The 19960-nt window shown below is 57.4% G+C and carries 17 protein-coding genes and 1 pseudogene; 9 read left to right on the top strand and 9 right to left on the bottom strand.

The window, feature by feature from the left end; translation table 11 throughout:
* Positions 1 to 122 precede the first annotated feature (122 nt).
* Positions 123 to 953: a fumarylacetoacetate hydrolase family protein gene (locus tag QZ517_RS01835; protein ID WP_294221146.1), complete on the top strand. Its 831-nt coding sequence runs from the start codon at positions 123 to 125 to the stop codon at positions 951 to 953.
* 69 nt (positions 954 to 1022) lie between these two features.
* Here the strand turns inward: QZ517_RS01835 and QZ517_RS01840 are convergent, their stop codons facing one another.
* Both QZ517_RS01840 and QZ517_RS01845 read right to left on the bottom strand, forming a co-directional pair.
* A complete protein-coding gene (locus QZ517_RS01840) occupies positions 1023 to 1964 on the bottom strand; it encodes an alpha/beta hydrolase (protein WP_294221147.1) in 942 nt (313 codons plus the stop codon).
* On the bottom strand, positions 1964 to 2254 hold the full coding sequence (locus QZ517_RS01845; protein ID WP_294221148.1) for an SCP2 sterol-binding domain-containing protein: 291 nt from the start codon (positions 2252 to 2254) through the stop codon (positions 1964 to 1966). Before QZ517_RS01845 ends, QZ517_RS01840 begins: the two co-directional genes overlap by 1 nt.
* A gap of 70 nt (positions 2255 to 2324) precedes the next feature.
* Between QZ517_RS01845 and QZ517_RS01850 the strand changes: the two genes are divergently transcribed.
* The 6 genes from QZ517_RS01850 (at position 2325) to QZ517_RS01875 (ending at position 8302) form a co-directional block, all read left to right on the top strand.
* Positions 2325 to 2918 carry a tetratricopeptide repeat protein gene (locus QZ517_RS01850; protein ID WP_294221149.1) on the top strand — a complete coding sequence of 198 codons (594 nt, stop codon included), beginning with the start codon at positions 2325 to 2327 and terminating at the stop codon, positions 2916 to 2918.
* A gap of 31 nt (positions 2919 to 2949) precedes the next feature.
* Entirely contained in the window at positions 2950 to 5811 is a 2862-nt protein-coding gene (locus QZ517_RS01855; RefSeq protein ID WP_294221150.1) for a helicase-related protein, read from the top strand.
* Positions 5812 to 5815: 4 nt separating this feature from the next.
* Complete coding sequence (locus tag QZ517_RS01860) at positions 5816 to 6208, top strand: RNA-binding S4 domain-containing protein (RefSeq protein ID WP_294221151.1); 393 nt, start codon at positions 5816 to 5818, stop codon at positions 6206 to 6208.
* A 50-nt stretch (positions 6209 to 6258) separates the two neighbouring features.
* Positions 6259 to 6597, top strand: coding sequence for a ferredoxin FdxA (gene fdxA, locus QZ517_RS01865; protein WP_164641880.1), 339 nt, complete (start codon positions 6259 to 6261; stop codon positions 6595 to 6597).
* A 297-nt stretch (positions 6598 to 6894) separates the two neighbouring features.
* A complete protein-coding gene (locus tag QZ517_RS01870) occupies positions 6895 to 7413 on the top strand; it encodes a CarD family transcriptional regulator (protein WP_294221152.1) in 519 nt (172 codons plus the stop codon).
* A 118-nt stretch (positions 7414 to 7531) separates the two neighbouring features.
* A complete protein-coding gene (locus QZ517_RS01875) occupies positions 7532 to 8302 on the top strand; it encodes a potassium channel family protein (protein WP_294221154.1) in 771 nt (256 codons plus the stop codon).
* On the opposite strand, the gene cobS is transcribed toward QZ517_RS01875, so the two are convergent.
* Entirely contained in the window at positions 8299 to 9063 is a 765-nt protein-coding gene (gene cobS, locus QZ517_RS01880) for an adenosylcobinamide-GDP ribazoletransferase (RefSeq protein WP_294221156.1), read from the bottom strand. The two genes, QZ517_RS01875 and cobS, sit on opposite strands and share 4 nt — an antisense overlap.
* An 83-nt stretch (positions 9064 to 9146) precedes the next feature.
* Between cobS and cobT the strand changes: the two genes are divergently transcribed.
* A complete protein-coding gene (gene cobT / locus QZ517_RS01885) occupies positions 9147 to 10157 on the top strand; it encodes a nicotinate-nucleotide--dimethylbenzimidazole phosphoribosyltransferase (protein WP_294221160.1) in 1011 nt (336 codons plus the stop codon).
* A 21-nt stretch (positions 10158 to 10178) separates the two neighbouring features.
* Here the strand turns inward: cobT and QZ517_RS01890 are convergent, their stop codons facing one another.
* A complete protein-coding gene (locus QZ517_RS01890) occupies positions 10179 to 12059 on the bottom strand; it encodes a monovalent cation:proton antiporter-2 (CPA2) family protein (protein WP_294221163.1) in 1881 nt (626 codons plus the stop codon).
* Between the two features lie 29 nt (positions 12060 to 12088).
* Positions 12089 to 12544, bottom strand: a complete 456-nt coding sequence (locus QZ517_RS01895; protein WP_294221165.1) for an Lrp/AsnC family transcriptional regulator — start codon at positions 12542 to 12544, stop codon at positions 12089 to 12091.
* A gap of 153 nt (positions 12545 to 12697) precedes the next feature.
* Here QZ517_RS01895 and hppD point away from each other — a divergent pair, with 153 nt between their 5' ends.
* Positions 12698 to 13795 carry a 4-hydroxyphenylpyruvate dioxygenase gene (gene hppD / locus QZ517_RS01900; protein WP_294221169.1) on the top strand — a complete coding sequence of 366 codons (1098 nt, stop codon included), beginning with the start codon at positions 12698 to 12700 and terminating at the stop codon, positions 13793 to 13795.
* An 85-nt stretch (positions 13796 to 13880) separates the two neighbouring features.
* Here hppD and QZ517_RS01905 read toward each other — a convergent pair whose 3' ends face one another.
* The 4 genes and pseudogenes from QZ517_RS01905 to QZ517_RS01920 all read right to left on the bottom strand — a co-directional run.
* Positions 13881 to 14861 (bottom strand): hypothetical protein, encoded by a 981-nt coding sequence (locus QZ517_RS01905; protein WP_294221172.1) that lies wholly within the window; start codon positions 14859 to 14861, stop codon positions 13881 to 13883.
* A gap of 264 nt (positions 14862 to 15125) precedes the next feature.
* Positions 15126 to 17804 carry a hypothetical protein gene (locus tag QZ517_RS01910; protein ID WP_294221176.1) on the bottom strand — a complete coding sequence of 893 codons (2679 nt, stop codon included), beginning with the start codon at positions 17802 to 17804 and terminating at the stop codon, positions 15126 to 15128.
* Positions 17805 to 18018: 214 nt separating this feature from the next.
* Positions 18019 to 19308, bottom strand: a complete 1290-nt coding sequence (locus QZ517_RS01915) for an O-acetylhomoserine aminocarboxypropyltransferase/cysteine synthase family protein (RefSeq protein ID WP_294221178.1) — start codon at positions 19306 to 19308, stop codon at positions 18019 to 18021.
* A gap of 245 nt (positions 19309 to 19553) precedes the next feature.
* Positions 19554 to 19960, bottom strand: a pseudogene (locus tag QZ517_RS01920) (hypothetical protein); the annotation flags it as partial.

The following is a 19960-nucleotide window of genomic DNA, read 5'->3' on the forward strand; positions in this document are numbered from 1 at the left end:
CGGCCTTTGTTCAGAAATCTGTTGCAGATCAGATAGGCAGAGGCGGGGGGGAGGTTCAAGAGGGGGTTGCACTTGTAAGCGCGGCGCGGGAGCATGCAAGTTCATCAAAGGCGGAGGATCAGATGCGGTTTGTGCGGTATGGCGAGCGCGGTGCGGAAAAGCCCGGCGTATTAGACAAAACGGGGCAGGTGCGGGATTTGTCCGGTGAGGTGGCGGATTTGGCAGGTGACGTGCTGGCGAACCTGCCAGATGTGGATCCGGAGAGCTTGCCCTTGGCCGAAGGGGAACTGCGCCTGGGTGCTCCTGTCGGACATGTGGGCAAATTCTTGGGTATTGGTTTGAATTATTCTGACCACGCCAAAGAGGCTGGGCTGGAGGTTCCAAAAGAACCCATTCTGTTTATGAAAGCCACCAGTGCGATTGTGGGGCCCGATGATCCGGTGATCCTGCCGCGTGGGTCCGAGAAAAGTGATTGGGAAGTAGAGCTGGCTGTGGTGATTGGCAAAGCCGCCAAATATGTCTCCAAAGACGACGCGCTCAGCCATGTGGCGGGGTACACCATTGCCAATGACGTCTCAGAGCGCAGTTACCAAATTGAGCGTGGCGGTCAGTGGACCAAAGGCAAAAGCTGCGACAGTTTTGGGCCATTGGGGCCGTGGCTGGTGACGCCGGATGAGCTGGGGGACGTGCAGGACCTAGGTTTGACGCTGGATGTGAATGGCGCGCGGGCGCAGACGGGGAACACAGCCTCCATGGTGTTTGGCGTGGCTGAGATTATTTCTTACCTGAGCGAGATGATGACCCTGCACCCCGGCGATGTGATTGCCACCGGAACGCCGCCGGGTGTGGGCATGGGGTTCAAGCCGCCGCGCTTTTTGCAAGCGGGAGATGTGATGGAGTTGAGCATCGAAGGCTTGGGCAAGCAACGTCAGCGGGTGATGCGCGACGGGTGACGCCCGCAAGCAAAGATTTGTGAGGGGCCAGCCCCTCACACGCCCCGAGGTATTTTGGGAAAGAGAAAGCTAAGCGCTGTGTGTGTCGTAAAAGGCAGCACAGGCATCGAAGATGTGGGTGCGGGTTTCTGGCACCTCCATCATCACCTCATGTTCGCCGTCTTTGATGAGGTCCAGTGTGCCATTTGGCCAGCGGGCCATGCGATCAAGGACTGCGCCGGTGTGCACAATGCGTTCGTCACTGCCGAGAAAAGTCAGGCAGGGGATATTGGGTGACGTCTGCGCGCGTAGATCTCGGCATTCTTTAAGGGCCTCAAAGACCCAATTGATTGCAGGCCCCGCCAGCGCGAGATCCGGTTGGTCCGTCATCTGGCGCTGCATATAGGCGTACATGTCTGGGTCTTTGGTCAGCGTGTTGTCGTCAAACGGTTGATCCAACACCAAGGTCACTGGTGAGGTCATTGGAGACAGTCGCCCGCCAAAGCCAAATGGCTTGCTCAGTGCGCCGATTGTCCATGCGGCGGCGCGCAGGTGCGGTGCCAAGCCAATGCCCCACATCGGGGCGGAGAATGACGCGGTTTTGACGGGCAGGCTTTCGTGCAGTGCACGCAGGCCGATGCAGCCGCCCATAGAGTGCCCAAGCAGGTGCCAGGGCTGCGGCAAGTCTAGTTCGGTCAGGGCAGCAAGCACCGCCGCCACATCGCGTTGGAAATCCGAGAAGGTCTCGACATAGCCCACGTAGCGGGGCTCGACCATGCGATCCGCCAGCCCTTGGCCGCGCCAATCGATGGCAATCATGGCGTAGCCACGCGCCGCAAAATCCGCGGCAGCGCGGCCATATTTTTCCACATATTCCGTGCGGCCCGGAAACAGCAGCACCGTGCCTTTGGCATTTTCCAAAGGCCAATGGGCAAAGCGCAGGCGCACCCCGTCATCCGCCGTGACCCAATAGGCATTGGCCTGTGGACCTTCGGCGACGTCGTGATAAAAAGGCGCGCTCTGCAAGGTCATCAGGCCAGCACGCCGCCGAGCTTCATCGCCGCGCCCATGTCACCGTCAATGGCCAGTTTGCCAGACATAAAGGCTGCCGTTGGGTTCAACTCACCGTCGAGAATCGCCTGGAAGGTGTCAGCGTCTGCGGTCATGGTCACGTCGGTCTCGTCGTCGCCGGCACGTACGCCGTCAGTGTCGATGATGATGGCGCCTTCGCCTTCAATGGCAAATTTTGCAGAGCCATCAAAGGCTTCGCCACCAAGTTTCTCGGTCAGGGCTGCCACTGCGGCGGAAATGATATCGCTCATCTGCTTGATCCTTCAAATTCTTGTGCACATGTTGGGAATCACACGCACACGGGCTACATTGATTTACGTTATGGTCAACTTACGACATCTTCTCAAACCTACCGTTGCGGCATTTGTGCTGTGTGTCACGGCATTTCAACCATCAGTTGCGATTTCTCAAGAAAATGACGCGGCTGAAATTGCGGCGGACAGCGAATTGTCGCGCATGATGGCAGAGCTGGCGGTGGCGGATGCCGGGCGGGCGGAACAATTGGCTGGGCAAATTCGCCATCTATGGGATGCCTCCGGGTCAGCTTCGGCGGATTTCCTGCTGCGGCGCACGCGCAAAGCCATCGAGGTCTCTGAGATGGAAGCTGCGGTGGAACACGCAACAGCTCTGGTTGATCACGCGCCGGAGTTTGCCCAAGGCTGGGCGGAGCGGGCGCGGGCCTATTATGCATTGGACCTTTATGGACCGGCTTTGAGTGATCTGGAGCATGTGATTGCGCTCAACCCGAGACATTTTGATGCGGTTATGGGCTTGGCCATCATGCTGGATGAGATTGGCAAACCCAAAGACGCCTATGAGGCGTATCAGCAGGTGCAGGCTATACATCCCCATCAGGCGGGCCTAACAGAAGCTTTGGATCGACTCGCGCCATTGGTGCGCGGGCAAGATCTCTGAGCCGTAACTTTTAGCCAGGCGGGGCGAACAGATGGCCGACTATCGGCAGATCACGGCAGTGTTGGGCCCCACCAACACAGGCAAAACTCATTATGCTATTGAGCGGATGCTGGGCTATCGCACTGGGGTGATTGGCCTGCCACTGCGGCTTTTGGCGCGTGAGGTTTATGACCGCATTGTAGCGGCACGCGGCCCGTCGGTGGTGGCTTTGGTCACCGGTGAAGAGCGCATTGTGCCCCCGCGTGCCCAGTATTGGGTGGCCACAGTTGAGGCGATGCCCGAGGGGCTGGGCGCGGATTTTGTCGCAATTGACGAAATCCAGCTGTGCGCTGACCCCGAGCGTGGCCATGTGTTCACGGACCGGCTATTGCGGATGCGCGGCACCCATGAGACGTTGTTTTTGGGCAGCGACACCATGCGCGGCACCATAGCGGAACTGGTGCCTGAGGCACAGTTTATGCGGCGCGAGCGCATGTCGACGTTGAGCTATTCTGGCAGTCGTAAGATCAGCCGGATGCAGCCGCGGTCCGCAATTGTTGGGTTTTCAGTTGATAATGTCTACGCGATTGCCGAATTGATCCGCCGCCAGAAAGGTGGGGCTGCTGTTGTGATGGGCGCGCTGAGTCCGCGCACCCGCAACGCGCAGGTGGAGCTCTATCAGAACGGCGACGTAGATTTCCTTGTGGCGACTGACGCCATTGGCATGGGGCTTAACCTCGACATTGATCACGTGGCGTTTGCGTCGACCACCAAGTTTGACGGGCGGCGTATGCGGCCTCTGGCGCCCAACGAGCTGGCGCAGATTGCGGGGCGGGCAGGGCGCGGCATGAGCCATGGCACCTTTGGTGTGACCGGCGAAGCGCCACCGATGGATGAAGGTGTGGCGGAAGCCATTATGGAACACCGCTTTACGCCAGTGCGTAAATTGAATTGGCGCAATCCGGCGCTGCAGTTTGGCACGGTGGATGCGCTGATCCGTTCGCTTGAGGTGGGTTCAGAAGATGAACTGCTGATGAAAGCCCGCGAGGCAGACGATCTGCGGGCGCTAAAAACCGTGGCCAATGAAGCGGAAGTTGCTGCGCGGGCCAGTGATGGCGCGTCTGTGAAGCTTCTATGGGATGTATGTCGCATTCCGGATTTCCGGGGCATCAGCCACGCGGAACATGCCCAGCTGATCGAAAACATCTTTGGGTACTTGCATCAAGGCGGGCGGGTGCCGGATGATTGGCTGGCGCGGCAAGTGAAGCGGCTGGATCGGGCGGATGGCGACATTGACACACTGTCAAAACGTCTGGCGTTTATCCGCACGTGGACATATGTCGCACAACGTAAAAACTGGGTAAGTGACGAAAACCATTGGCGTGGCGAAACCCGCGCGGTAGAAGATCGCCTATCAGATGCTTTGCATGAGCGTCTAACTCAAAGATTTGTGGATCGGCGCACATCGGTTTTGATGCGCCGGCTCAAACAGAAGGAGGCCCTTTTGGCCGAAGTGAATGATAAAGGTGAGGTGACCGTCGAAGGTGAATTCGTCGGTCGTCTTGAAGGGTTCCGTTTTAGTGCGGACAAAGAAGCCAGCGGACAGGAAGCCAAGACGCTAAAGGCAGCGAGCTTGCAGGCGTTGGCGCCGCAGTTCCATTTGCGCGCGGATCGGTTTTACAACGCGCCAGATACGGAAATCGACTTTACCGAACAGGGCGGCCTCATGTGGGGCGAGCACGCGGTTGGCAAATTGGTTGCCGGGGCCGAGCCTCTTAAGCCAATGATCGATGTTTTTGTCGACGAAGAAGCGGGCACAGAAGTGGCGCAGAAGGTGGAACGTCGCCTCCAGCACTTTATCGATCGCAAGATCGCAGCTTTGTTTGAGCCTCTGCTGAACCTGGGCAAAGACGAAGAGTTGAACGGCCTTGCCCGTGGCTTTGCCTTCCGCATGGTTGAAAACCTTGGCATCATTCCGCGTGGCGATGTGGCCACCGAAGTGAAAGAACTGGATCAGGACGCCCGTGGTTCCTTGCGCAAGCACGGCATCCGCTTTGGTCAGTTCACCATCTTTATGCCGCTGCTGCTCAAGCCCGCACCAACCCGCTTGCGTTTGGTGTTGTGGTCTTTGGCGCAAGGCTTGCAGGACTTCCCTGAATCGCCGCCTCCCGGTTTGGTCACAGTGCCAACCATCAAGGAAGCGCCACGTGGCTACTACGCCATGTCTGGCTATCGCGCTGCTGGTGAGCGGGCAATCCGTATCGACATGCTGGAACGTTTGGCCGATATGCTGCGCGCCGAAGACAGCCGCGGGGGCTTTGAAGCCAAAGCGGACATGTTGTCGATCACAGGCATGACGCTGGAACAGTTTGCTGATCTGATGCAGGGCCTCGGATATGCAGCGGCAAAAGCTGAACGAGCAAAGGTGAAAGCCGCGCCTGAGGCGACTCCGGCGGAAGAAACGGCAGCTGTGGATGCTCCTGCGGAAGCTGAGGCTACAGACGCTGTTGCGGCAGATGACGCTGCTCCTGAAACGGATGCGGCACCTGAAGCACCTGCAGAAGAAACAACTGCCGAGGGGGCGCCTGTGGTGGAGGTCGAGGCTGAATCTGCGCCAGCCCCTGAGACCGCGGAACCTGAAGTGGAAGTGTTCTACACCTTCACTTGGTCCGGCCGCCAGGGTGGCAACCGCAACCAACAGCGCCGTGGTGGTGGTCAAGGTCAAGGCGGCCAGGGTCGCAATGACCGTCAAGGCGACAAGCCGCGCGGCAAAGGGGGCAAGCCAAAAGGCAAAGGCCCACGTCGCGACAACGGTCCAAAACAGTTCCAGGCCCGTCCTCCGAAAAAGGAGAAGGCGATTGACCCGGACAACCCCTTTGCTGCGGCACTTATGGGGCTGAAAGACAAAGGCTGAGCGCGTGAGCGCTCTGTCTTCCAACACTCCGTCGCCCAAACTTCGGGCTGACAAATGGCTATGGCAGGCGCGGTTCTTTAAGACCCGTGGCCTGTCGGCCAAAGTCATCACTGGCGGACGTCTTCGCGTAAATGGACAAAAGATCGGCAAAGCCAGTCACGGTGTGACAATTGGTGACGTTTTGACCTTTCCACAGGCCAAACGTGTACGGGAGATCAAGGTGGCTGCGCTTGGCGAAAGACGTGGTCCAGCGCCGGAAGCGCAAACATTATATGAAGATTTGACGCCTGAGGAGAAACCTGTTCCCAAGAGCCCGGGCTCAGACGGAAAAGGGCGTCCAACCAAGCGTGATCGCCGCAATCTCGATCTTATGAAGTCTTCGCGGCTTGAAGATTAAGCCGCTCTGTTTTAGGCAGTTCGTCAAAGCTGATGTGAAAGACCTAAGCCATGACCTACGTCGTTACTGAAAACTGCGTCGCCTGCAAATACACCGACTGTGTCGAAGTCTGCCCGGTGGACTGTTTCTATGAGGGCGAAAACTTCCTTGTGATCCATCCGGACGAGTGCATCGACTGTGGTGTTTGTGAGCCGGAATGTCCTGCGGATGCGATCCGTCCGGACACCGAGCCAGACATGGAAAAATGGGTCGAGTTCAACCGGAAATATTCCGAATTGTGGCCGGTCATCATCACTAAGAAAGACCAATTGCCCGAGGCAGAAGAGCGGGATGGCGAAAGTGGAAAAATGGAGAAATATTTCTCCGAAGCACCAGGCGAAGGCGGCTAAGGTTTTAATACCGGCTGATTCGGCCTGAAAATGGGACAAGACGGCTGTCCAAGCTGTACCTTTCAGCCTCAAGGGACTGAAAACCGAGCACAAAACACCTTTTGAGGCCTCCTGCGCTTTAAAGGGGGCGGTTTTTGTGTTATATTGTTGTCACAGAGGACATAACTGCCTGAGAGCCATCCCCGCATTTGCTGAGGGTGGCTTTTTCTACCAGAGGACATTCCGTATCGGGAAACACCCTTTCCCGAGCGAAAATTTGTCGTCTGGCATGATGGGGGCTCACAAAGGAAGTACTGCATGAGCAAATCCAAGAAAAACGAGTTCAGCCCGAACGAATTTGTTGTCTATCCGGCACATGGTGTGGGGCAAATCATTTCCATCGAAGAGCAGGAAGTTGCAGGCATGCAGCTGGAGCTTTTTGTGATCTCGTTTGAAAAAGACAAAATGACCCTGCGGGTGCCAACCAACAAAGCCACCGAGATTGGCATGCGTGGTCTGAGCAGCCCGGACGTGATTGAACAGGCGATGAGAACCCTGAAGGGTAAAGCCAAGGTCAAACGCGCCATGTGGTCCCGCCGTGCGCAGGAATATGAGCAGAAGATCAACTCTGGGGATCTGATTGCCATTGCCGAAGTTGTGCGCGATCTGCACCGCACCGATGATCAGCGTGAACAGAGCTACTCTGAGCGTCAGCTTTATGAAGCTGCGTTGGAGCGTCTGACCCGCGAAGTGGCTGCTGTTGCGGATGGCGACGAAGCTGCTGCCGCAAAGAAAATCGACGACGTTCTGGTCTCGCGCGCACCTGCCGCCGCCTAAGCGTTTCGCATGTTTCTGGAAGGGATCGCACCAAAGGGTGCGGTCCCTTTTTTGTGGCCTATCAAACAGTTGCTTGGAAACCCTTGTTGGCGTTTACTGCCGGTAAGGGAGGCAGTACATGGAAAACCTCAAAGCGACAGTTGAGCGGCTATATACTGCTCACACGCCAGATGCGGTGAAATTCCGCTATGCGCTGATCATCTTTGATTTTGTCACCATTCTGTTTTTCATCGCCACCGCGCATGTTCCCTATGGGGCGGGCCTGATCCTTGCCAGTCGTGTGACCGGGGTGATTATTTGCCTAGATCTGGTGGCCCGTTGGTGGGTGGCGGAAGACCGCAGGTTTTTCCTCACACGCATTTACACCCTTGCCGATGTGGTAGTGATTGGCTCTCTGTTTATTGATCCCTGGCTCCCTGGGGATTTGGCTTTCCTGCGGGTGTTGCGGGGATTGCGTCTGATCCATTCCTATCATTTGCTCTATGATCTGCGGCGCGACAGCCGCTGGTTCCGCACCCATGAGGATGCGGTGATCGCCACCATCAATCTGTTTGTCTTTGTCATGGTAACGTCAGCGTCCTCGCTGGTGTTTTTCATCGACAAAGAGACCACAGCCACGCCTTTCATTGATGCGATGTATTTCACCGTGGCGACCCTGACGACCACCGGCTATGGCGACATCACCTTGGACAGCGCTGGCGGCAAACTGTTTTCCATCTGCATTATGGTGGGGGGCGTGGCGCTTTTTGTGCAACTGGCGCAGGCGATCATCAAACCGCAGAAAGTGCGGCACAAATGCGAAAGCTGCGGTTTGCTGCGCCATGATCCCGACGCGGTGCATTGCAAACATTGTGGCACAACGATTTGTATCGAGACCGATGGCGCTTAAAAATACTGGGCCAAAATCACCAATGTGAACAGCAGGGTGATTTCGGTTATTTGCTGAGTTGCGCCCAGCACGTCGCCGGTTTGACCGCCAATTTTCATCTTGGCCGTGGCGGAGCACAGCGCCGCCATAACAAAGGCCACGCCCGTGAGGATCACACCCGGCACACCGACACAGCCAAAGGCCGTCACACTTGCCAATGCAAAGCCTGTGAGCGCGCCGGTGCGTGGTGCACGGCCTTGCGAATGGCTCAAGCCATCGCTGCGGGCATGGGGCAGGGCCGCCATCACCAGTGTCATATTGGCGCGTGAGAGCATGGCCACAGCCAGTAAGCCAAACAGCCAGACATCTGCTTCGAGCAGGATCGCGATTGCGCCCCAGCGGGCAGCGATGGACAGGCACAGGGCAATGACCCCGTACGCGCCAATATGGCTGTCGCGCATGATCTCTAGGCGCCGTGCCTTGTCCCAGCCGCCCCAGAAGCCATCTGCGGTGTCGGCCAATCCATCTTCGTGCATCGCGCCGCTCATCACCACCATGGCGGTGAGCCAGACCACGGCCGCCAATACAGGGGGCAATCCGATGAAGAGCAACGCGGCAGTGGGCAGCGCCGCCAGTAGAGCCAGCGCGGCCCCAGCAAGGCTATACGCCCAAGCCGCGCGAGCCCCGCGCGAAAAATCCGCCTTCACCGGCAGGCGCGTGAGAAGCGCCAAAGCGGTGTTGATGTCGCGGGGGCGAAACGGTGACGTGTCGGAACTGGCCATACCTGCGTCTTTTTCCTCACTTGCCGGGGGCTGGATATGAGGTAAACAGCGCTAACGTTAAAAATTCAACAGGAGCCCGGCCAATGTCCGCAGAATTCACCTCTTTGGCAGAGTTTACAACGCTTTTGGCGGCAGCCCCCGGTGTGGATCAAACAGCTTTGGGTGAGGCCGAGGCTCGCAATGGGCAATTGACCAAGCCGCCCGGCGCGTTGGGTCGACTGGAAGACATGGCAATCTGGTATGCAGGATGGCGTGGCAATCCACGGCCCAGCATCGATGCGCCTCAAGTGATCATTTTTGCAGGCAACCACGGAGTAACTGCGCAGGGCGTGTCGGCGTTTCCAGCCGAAGTGACCGCTCAGATGGTGATGAACTTCGAACATGGTGGTGCGGCGATCAATCAGCTGAGCAAACTGGCGGGCGCGGACTTGGACGTAATCGCGCTGGATCTGGACACGCCAACAGCAGATTTCACCCAAGGACCTGCGATGAGTGAAGCCGAAGTTGTCGCTGCCTTGCAGGCGGGCTGGAACGCGGTGAATGACACCACCGATCTTTTGGTCGTAGGCGAAATGGGCATTGGCAACACCACCAGCGCAGCAGCGATTGCACACGCGCTTTATGCCGGTGAGGCTGAAGAGTGGGTTGGGCGCGGGACTGGCGTGGATGAGGCCGGATTGGCCACAAAGGCGCGCGTGGTGCGCGAAGGTGTGACGGCGAACAACTCGCCGATGGGTTTGGAAGCACTGCGCTGCCTTGGCGGGCGCGAGCTGGCCGGCATGGTTGGGGCAATGGCCCGCGCACGTGTCATGCGCATTCCGGTGATCCTGGACGGCTTTATCGCTACGGCCGCAGCAGCAGCATTGGGTGAAGAAGTGGATGACGCACTGGATCACGTCATTGCAGGCCATGTGAGCGCGGAAAGCGCCCATCCGGCGCTTTTGGCGCAGCTTGGCAAGGAGCCAATCCTATCTCTGAACATGCGTCTGGGAGAAGGCTCTGGTGCGGCTGTGGCGATTTGCATCCTGAAGGCGGCTGTGGCCACGCATTCCGGCATGGCCACCTTTGCCGAAGCTGGTGTGTCAGACAGTTAAGCCATACCGGCTGGAGCGCGGCTAGGCGCGCTCCTCCGGATCACTGTCGAGTTGCGCCAGCATTGCGTCCTGCAGCTCTTTCTCCAGAGATTTGGCGCGTTTCTTATACGCCTCGTTTTTGGACAAGGGCGTATCTTCGCTCCACAATTGCGCCAACTCCTGCATTGCGTAGCGATCGTGTTTGTAAAACGCTTGCTCAGCCTGCGCGGCCTCATAGTCACTGAGGCCGATGTTTTCCAAAACATACCGCCCAGCCCGCAACGAGCTGTCAAACATCTCCCGCACAATGTCATCCGCGCCAGCCTTGTACAGGCGGTAGACGTTGCCGCGATCTTTCGCGCGGGCGATGATATGCAGGTCCGGGCGTTCTCGCCGGGCAAAAGCCACCAGCTTGAGCGAAGCTTCCATATTGTCCAACGCCACCACCAAAACCCGCGCCTCGCGCAGACCCGCAGCGTGCAGGATCTCTGGCCGCGTTGGATCACCAAAGAAGCCTTTTACGCCAAAACTGCGCATGTTCTCAATGGCGCGCATGTCGTTGTCCAGAACCACGGTTTGATAGCCAGATGAGCGCACCAGGCGGTTCACAATCTGACCAAAGCGACCAATTCCCGCGATGATCACCGGGCCGGTTTCATCAACTTCGTCGTGCTCTCTCTGTTCTTTTTTCTCGCTGCGATCTGAGGTCATTTTTGACAACACATCATGCAAGATAAACAGCAGCGGCGTGACCAACATAGTGAGCGCGACAATCAGCAGGTATTTCTCTGCTGCCCAGGCCGGGATCACATTTTGCTGTTCTGAGAAGGTGATCAGAACAAAGCCAAATTCGCCTGCTTGTGCGAGCCCCAACGTGAAGAGCCAGAGGTTACGGTCCCGCAGACCAAAAGCGCGGCCAAGCACAAATAGGATCGATGCTTTGATGGCGATCAGGCCCAAGGTGAGGCCAATGATCTGCCCCGGAGCACGGGCAAAGACGTTGAAGTCAATTTGCGCGCCGACAGTGATGAAGAACAGCCCTAAGAGCAGGCCTTTGAACGGTGCAATGTCACTTTCCAACTCATGACGGAATTCGGAGTTGGCCAGAAGCACACCAGCAAGGAAGGTGCCAAGGGCAGGGGAGAGGCCCACCAATTCCATCAACAGCGCTATGCCGACCACAATCAGCAACGCCAGCGCGGTATACATCTCTGGAAGGTGTGCAGCGTGGATGAAACGGAACACCGGACGCATCAGATAAAGCCCACCGAGCACAATGGAGCCCACTGCGCCAAGCGTGACCAGCGTCACGCCCCAGCCGGGCAACCCCTCAACCAGAGATCGGCTGTGCCCGTCTGTGTGGCCGCCCTCAGCAATTGCGCCGCTGGTGGCAATCTCCAGTGTCTCCGGCATCGCCAACAGAGGCAACAGCGCCAGCATCGGGATCACAGCAATGTCCTGCGCCAAGAGAACGGAGAATGTCGAGCGCCCGCCGCTGGTCTGCATCAAGCCTTTTTCTGCCAGGGTTTGCAGCACAATCGCGGTAGAGCTGAGCGCAAAAATCAGTCCTGTGGCAACGGCGACATTCACGGAGAAACCCAGGAAGATACAGGCCGTGGCCACCGTGCCAGTGGTCAGGCCAATTTGTAGACCGCCAAGGCCCAACAGCTTGTCTTTCATCGCCCAGAGCGCCCGCGGGTCTAGCTCCAGACCAATAATGAACAGCATCATCACCACACCAAATTCGGCGTAGTGCAGCAACTCATCCGCTTCATGGGTGCCAACCAGTCCCAACACCGGCCCAATGATGATGCCTGCCGCCAGATACCCCAGCACCGAGCCCAACCCGAGGCGGGACGAAATCGGCACAGCGATCACGGCAGTGATCAGGAAAATTGTGGCGGTATAGAGGGCGTCTTCCATACGTCCTGTGTCCTATTCTATCGCGGCGCTTAGGTTGGCAGCGGGGCGTCTCGTTTGAGTTGGTCCATGACAATCTGACTTTGTACACGGCTTACAGCGGCATGTGGGAGCAAAACCTCATGAATCAGCCGATTCAGTGCGTTGAGATCCTCACAATAGGCCCGCAGCAAATAGTCCGCATCTCCGGTCAATGTCCATGCGCTGACAATTTCAGCGCGCGTGCTGATCAACGTGGCAAAGCTTTGCGAATTTTCCGGTCCATGTGTGCCCAGTTGCACCTGAATAAACGCCTGCACCGACAGGCCCAGCTTTTGTGGGCTTAGCCGGGCGTTGTAGCCTTCGATATAGCCCTCTGCTTCGAGCCGTTGTCGTCGCCGCCCCGCCTGACTCGGGGACAGATTGAGGATGTCCCCCAGCTCCTGTGCGGTGAGATGGGCATTTTTTTGCAGCGCGGAGAGCAGGCGCATGTCGATATTGTCTAGCATGTGCGTATCTTTCGCGTGAATGGTAAACTTTATGCGTAGACTACGCGGAAATTTACCAAATTGCACGTCACTTCGCGGCGTTTCCGCATGATCTGCGGCGTATTCTTACTTCAGCGAACATCACTATCCAAGAATCCCAAAAGGAGACGCGACATGGGTCCTTTCCCACATGATGCGCCACGCGCCGAAATTTCCGATTTTAACCCTGCAGGCACCGACGGCTTTGAGTTTGTCGAGTTTGCCCACCCCGAGCCGCAGGAACTGCGCGATCTGTTCACCAAAATGGGGTATGCCCATGTCGCTAACCACAAGTCCAAGGCGATAGAGCTGTGGCAGCAAGGCGATGTGACCTACATCTTGAACAATGAACCCGGCAGCTTTGGTCTGCGCTTTGTCGAAGAGCACGGCCCGTGTGCGCCGTCCATGGGCTGGCGTGTTGTAGATGCTCAAAAAGCTTACGAACACGCTGTGTCCAAAGGGGCGGAAGCCTATGACGCAGACGACAAAACCTTGGATTGGCCTGCAATCAAAGGCATCGGCGGCTCGTTGATTTACTTCACCGACCAGTATTTTGACACCTCTCCGTTCAACGAAGAGTTTGACTGGATCGTGACTTCCAAGCCCGAAGGTGACGGGTTCTTCTACCTCGATCACCTGACCCACAACGTGTTCAAAGGCAACATGGACAAGTGGTTCAAATTCTACGGCGACCTGTTCAACTTCCGTGAAATCCGCTTCTTTGACATCGAAGGCAAATTCACCGGTCTGCGGTCTCGTGCTTTGACCTCGCCTTGTGGCAAAATCCGCATCCCAATCAATGAAGATCGCGGCGAGACCGGTCAGATTGTGGCTTACCTTAAGAAGTACAACGGCGAAGGCATTCAGCATATCGCTGTGGGTACGGACGACATCTACGGCTCCACCGACAAAATCGCTGACAAAGGCATCAAGTTTATGCCTGGTCCCCCTGATGCCTACTACGACTTGTCCAAGACCCGTGTTGTGGATCACGACGAGCCGCTGGATCGCATGAAGAAACATGGCATTCTGATTGATGGTGAAGGCGTGGACGATGGCGGTGAGACCAAGATCCTGCTGCAAATTTTCTCCAAAACAGTGATCGGTCCGATCTTCTTTGAGTTCATCCAGCGCAAAGGTGACGACGGCTTTGGCGAAGGCAACTTCAAAGCGCTGTTTGAAAGCATCGAACAAGAGCAGATCAACAACGGCGAAATCGAAGCCGCCGAGTAAGTTGTCCTAGAATTTCCTTCCAACCTAGGTTGGAGCGAGGGAAGCGTCGTCCATTTTGCGGTGGGCGGCGCTTTTTTGTGGAAGGTTACTTTTCGGTCTTTTTTACATCCTTTGGCAGGACCGGCACCGATTTCATGCCCTCTTCCCCAGCCTTCACTTCTGGGGATACGTCCTCTTTCTTGATCGGAGCTGCAGAGGCAGATTTTGCTTTGGCCTTTTTCGCGGCCTTTTTTTCTGCCTCAGAGACTGGTGCAGGAATCGCGAAGCCGGCATCTCGCAGGTGCCCCAGGAACTTGTCGCTAAAGGTTGTGCGGAACAGTTCTGGTGGTACGGTCTCAATAATCAGCTGCAGCTTGTATATGGTCAGCCCAGCGATTTCGTCCCAGATATTGACAGCATCGGTCACCCGACAATGTGGCCGAACAGACGCCACCACAGTTTGTGTGCCGCGCAAGATGGCCCAATTGGCAATGGAATAAGTTTTGATGTCGCCCCGTTCCGCATCTGTGGCGCTGACCACGCGATTGCGCATCAACCGGTCGCCACCAATGTTGCAGACCATATTGGTTTTGGCAAAAGCCTGCCCCCGGTCATTGGGATCGTAAGCATCCTCCTGCTCGGCATTGGAAACCTGACCACGCGCTTCAATGGACAGAGTGGCGATGATCGCTTCCTGCTCTGCGTTGCAGGTTGTGATTGGAAATGTCATCTGAACCGGTGTCCCGGTGACATTTTCGGTTTCGATGATGCGCTCTAGGGTGGCAACACCGTCTTTCACTCCGTTGACAATCACGCCGGGTGCAGGCGTGCCGGTGATTAGCTGGGGGATCAAATCTGTGAGGTAGGTCAGTACATCTTTCAAATCGGAAGTGTCAGAGGCCACCGTGCTGTAGTTCGCCTCAAGCGTGATCTCGGCCCTGTCGAGGCATTCAGCGTCTTTGGGAGACAGAACTATTGTCAGAAAATGGTCGAGCGGTTTCTGTTGTCCATAGCCGCGCAAAATTAGGCCGAGATCATTTTTTTCAATTGCAGCCTTGATGACGGCCTCGGTGACGGAAAATCCCATGGTTAAACTCCTTTTGAAATCAGAAGGTGGCGCCTCTACGGGCCTAAAAATGTGTGAAAACATGGCCACCATAGCAGATTCACGCCATTTTTTCAAAAATGGCACCCGCGCAAGCTCGCGGTGCGGTGATCTCCGTTAGACTACAACGCTTTGACTGAAGGTCGATCCATGGTCCGTGCAGCACACTGACTTGCGAGGATCACTCGGCTCCGTGCATGAGGTGCGAAACGCCCGCTTGCAAAAATGATCTCGCCGGGAGGGGCGTCAGCCTTTTGGCATCTTCAAGACGACGTTGCGCTTGCCTTTGGTGTAGTGCAATTCGTCTTCGCTGATGGCGGACACGCGGCCCCCGTCAACACGATCGCCCACTTGTACCTTCTTGTAGCGTCCGCTCGACAAACGCACCAAGGCACGGCGGTTGGACGAGGTGCCATAAACACCAATCAAGTTCACTTTGTTGAGATTGATGGCGTTTTTGATGGTGGCCTGACGGGCCACAGAGGCGGTGGTTGGAATGTCGGGAACAACGGCTGCTGCTGCGGGCACAGCTGCGGCTGCTGTGGTTGTGGCCTCAGGCGCGGCCCGCGCTGCCAACTGTGCGATATTGGCAGGTTTCAGACGGGGACGCGGCGATGCCTTTACCGCATATTGCGTTGGCGTTGTGTCTTTTTCGTCCGCCAGCTTGGCGTTTTCGGGGCGCAGCTTGGGACGGATGGTGGCCAGTTCCTCAAGCGTCAAACCGCCAAAAGTGGCGCGCTCGTTTTGCTCCAACAAATCGCTTGGGCGCAGTTTCGGGCGCACCGTGGCAAGACGGGTGTTGTCGGCGGCGCTGATTTGAGATTCATCGCCAACCTTGATGCGTTTGGGGTAAGCGGCAGGCACCACGGGTGGACGCCCGGCAAAAACCATCACCCCTTCGGGGTTGAGGGCGCCGTCAGCAGTGGCGACCACCAATCCGCGTTCATCCAGATCAAAGGCCGTGTCGGCGGCGACAGGATTGACCTGCGCCCGTGCCGGCGTGTCGGTGTCTAGGGCCTCGGGCGCGGCCAAAGCCACAGCATCAAAGCCAATGGTGTCGCGATCCACTGAGGCGATGTAAATGTCGTCGCTGCTGTCAGACGCCAACTCCAAAGGCTGTTCCGGCGCACGCTGCCAGATGCCAGTCACCGCATAGCGCGCTTCGGCTTCTACTGGATCGACATTGCCGTCGCTGACCTCATCCATCATCGCTTCGATTTCAGCGCTGTCGGTGATGCTTTCGGGGAGGAGTGGTTCCAACAATGCTGCTTGCGCATCATCGCTCGGGTTTGGCGTCATGCCATCTGGCACCGTCACAACCATTGGCGCGTCCATAGGTGGCAAGCTGGGTGCGGCTTCGGGTTCTGGTGCCACGGTGGCGACAACATCGGCCTCAGGCGTTGTCTCTGCCGCGATGTCCGCACCGTCTGCCGCCGTCTCCGGCGCTGGCGTGTCGGCCACTTGCACGACATCCGGTTCCTCGGCGCCAAACAAACCAGCCAACCCGTCTTCGGTGGCATAAGACGCCCACAGCGCCACAATCGCCATCAGCACCAAAAGCACTGTGGTTAGAATTAGCCCCAGATGTCTTGGCTTGCCGCGAACCTCTTGAGGGCCTGCACCAAACATCGCCGTTTTCTGTTTTTCTTTGGCGGAAACGTTTTTAGCGGGTTTGGTTGTTTTACCGTCCTTCGGTGCTGGGCCTGCGACTTTGGTTTTGCTGCGGGCACTGGCAAACGTGGCGGACTCCGCGTCTGTGTCGGAAGTGGCTTCGGTACGGCCTGTGCTGGAAGGGGCGGTGTTCTTGCTGGATTTGAGGCCCACAACCGCCTTGGCAGGATCAAACCGCAAGGGAGGTGTTTTGCTGTCGCCGGTGTCCGTGGGAATGCTCGGCGCATTGGTGCCACTGACTTTGCGGGTGACACCGCTCAATTCAGGTGCGGCTTTGCTCTCTGCCGGCGCTTTCTGCGCGCGGATTGAGGCAAACGCCGCAGTGGGCTCCTCAGCAGGCTTCTCGACCTTGATGGCGGACGCAGGCTGGGGCACCGTGTTGTCTTTGACCTCAGATGTCTTTTCTGCGGCACCTGACGGCGCAACAGGTTTGGCCACGTCCTGTTTGGAAGCGTCGGCCTCCGGTTTTGCGACAGGCGCTTTAGTTTTTGGCGACGGGGTAGGCGCCGAGGCATCTGATTTTATAGCTTCGGCGTCTTCATGAGGCTTCGAGGCAGGGATCAGGTCTTGAGCGGCTTTTGCCTCTCCAGCCTCCCGCTTCGGTGCCGGTGTCAGCGGTTTTGCAGTTGGTTGCTCTTGCGGCGTGACTGAGGCTGGTTCAACCGGCGCTGCGGGCACGTCTACAACAGGTGCGGGTGCCACTTTCGGAAGGGGGCCAGTGCCCACAACCACAATTGTGGTTTTATCGGCGGTGACCTTGATGCCAGCCGCACGGGCGCGGGCTGTGTCGCCAAAATCTGGCGCGTTGGAAAAATTGTCCTCGGAGGGTATCGCAGAAAACCCAATCGGGTTGAACGCGTGTTCCACAGCAAAGGCTTCGGCCTCATCCAGCGTGTCACGTGCCACTGCGGCCACTTGCGGAGTGCGGCCCTGCAGGGAAATGTCAAACACCAGCTGATCGGCGCGGTAGGGGGTTTCTACTTCCAGCGCGTCTTCGGCTTGCTGGCGGCGCTTTTTCTCACTCATCCGGCCCGAGGGCAGGGTCAGGTATTTGATTTGGTCATTGGGCAAGACAAGCGTGGTGGCAAATTCATCGCCCTCCACCGCAACGGCTTGTGCGCGCAGCTTTGCCAGATCACTTGCCAGGTCCGGACTGTCCAGCCCCACTTCGCCCAACAAATGCCAGCCGCCCGGCACGCGGGTCAAAAGGCCAATGCCTTCAAAAGAAAGTGTAAGCGCAAGATTTGCAGTCATGCATCAAGCCCTAGCATGCAGTGATTGGCAAAGCGTGGTTTTGCCCAGAATTGTAGGATTTATAGCAAGTTATCGCCGAAGGGGAAGAAAAAGCCGCTCTGTTTTGAGGGCTTGTTGGCAGTTTGCGTCCACAAAGTGACCCTATGGTAAACAAAGACCGCCCCAATCCCAAGACTGGAGCGGTGGGTTGTCTGTTTTTAGAAAGCCTTGCGGTTTAGCTGTGGGCCTTCTTTAGCGCCTGATCCAGATCAGCCATCAGGTCCGCGCTGGTCTCGGTGCCAATGGAAATGCGCACCACATTTGGCCCGGCTCCAGCGGCCTCTTGCTGCTCTGGCGTTAGCTGGCGGTGGGTGGTGGAGGCGGAGTGGATCACCAGGCTGCGGGTGTCGCCGAGGTTGGCGACATGGGAGAAAATCTCCAAGCTGTCGACAAACTTCACACAGGCGTCATAGCCGCCCTTGAGCGCAACCGTGAACAGACCACCGGCGCCTTTGGGGCAAATCCGCTCGACCCGATCATGATACGGCGAAGATGGCAGGCCCGCATAGGTCACATAGTCGACATGCTCATGCCCTTCGAGCCAACCCGCGACGGTTTTGGCGTTCTCCACATGGCGCTCCATGCGCAGGGACAAGGTCTCGATGCCCATCAGCGTGTAATGCGCCGCTTGCGGGTTCATGGTCATGCCGAGATCACGCAGGCCAATGGCAATGCCGTGGAAGGTGAAAGCCAGCGGGCCAAAGGTCTCATGGAAGCGCAGCCCGTGGTAGGCCGGTTCTGGCTGGCTCAACGACGGGAATTTGTCGCTGGCGGACCAGTCAAACTTGCCGCTGTCGACAATGCAGCCGCCGGTCACCGTGCCGTTGCCGGTCAGGTATTTGGTGGTGGAATGCACAACCAAAGAAGCACCCATAGAAATGGGTTTACACAGGTATGGCGTGGCGGAAGTGTTGTCGACAATCAGCGGAATGCCAGCGGCATCGCTGATTTTGGCCAGCGCCTCGATGTCAGTGATGTAGCCGCCTGGGTTGGCAATGGATTCACAGAACACCGCGCGGGTGTTTTCGTCAATTGCCGCCGCAACTGCGTCCAGATCGTCGGTGTCGACAAACGTCGCGGACCAACCAAAACGTTTGATGGTCTGACTGAACTGGGTGATGGTGCCGCCATATAGGCGGGACGACGCCACAACGTTGCAGCCCGGCTGCATCAGCGGGAACAGCGCCATGATCTGCGCCGCGTGACCGGAAGAACAGCACACTGCGCCCACGCCGCCTTCGAGCGTGGCGATGCGCTCCTGCAGGACTGCAACCGTGGGGTTGGTCAGGCGGGAGTAAATGTAGCCCACTTCTTGCAAGTTAAACAATGCAGCCGCGTGTTCAGCGTCGCGAAACACATAGGCGGTGGATTGGTAAATTGGCGTCTGCCGCGCACCGGTGGCCGGATCAGGCCGCGCGCCAGCATGAATTTGCAATGTGTCAAAACCGTATGTCGCTTCAGACATCGTTGTTCTCCTTAAAAAATCTCGCGCCAAGTGTTAGGCAGACCAAAGGCAACACGCAACAGATGTTGGGGCTGTGTGTCGCCTAAAGTCGCATTTCCCCAAAAAACCGCGCATCTGGGTTGTTTGGGTCCTCAAACGCATGGCGGCCTGAACGCTGTCCAAGCCGCTTCTTCTTGCCCGAAAAATCTCGGGGTGGGGGCATCGCAGATGGCCCAGGGGCAGCGCCCCAAATCCGAAGCCGGCCGCTATCGCAGCCAATAGCCGTTTTTCTTCAGCATATTGCGAATGGCCTGCTCCTTGCGCGGCAGGTGATTTTGATCAAACAGGGCGCGCGCCTTGTGGCCGCGATTTTGATAAATCATGCGCTTAAACGGGTCGTATTGCTTCAGTACTTTTTTGATTTTGTTGGGGGCGGCGACCTCTTCAAGCACCTGCATCACCGCATCACTTTCACGCGCATAAAGCAGCGGCATCAGGCGGTAGTGGCAGGTGACAGATCCGTCCAGATGGCCAGACGGCAGGGCGCTACGCCCGCCACCCAGCCCGTGGATCACCAACGGCAAGACAATCTGGTCAAGCCAGGGGTAAATCGCCTGACAGGCCAGCTCATCAAGCGGATCGTCACTCACACTGCGGGCGTACTCAAGGAACA

It is taken from the genome of uncultured Shimia sp., assembly GCF_913054185.1.
In the GTDB taxonomy this organism is placed as follows: domain Bacteria; phylum Pseudomonadota; class Alphaproteobacteria; order Rhodobacterales; family Rhodobacteraceae; genus Shimia.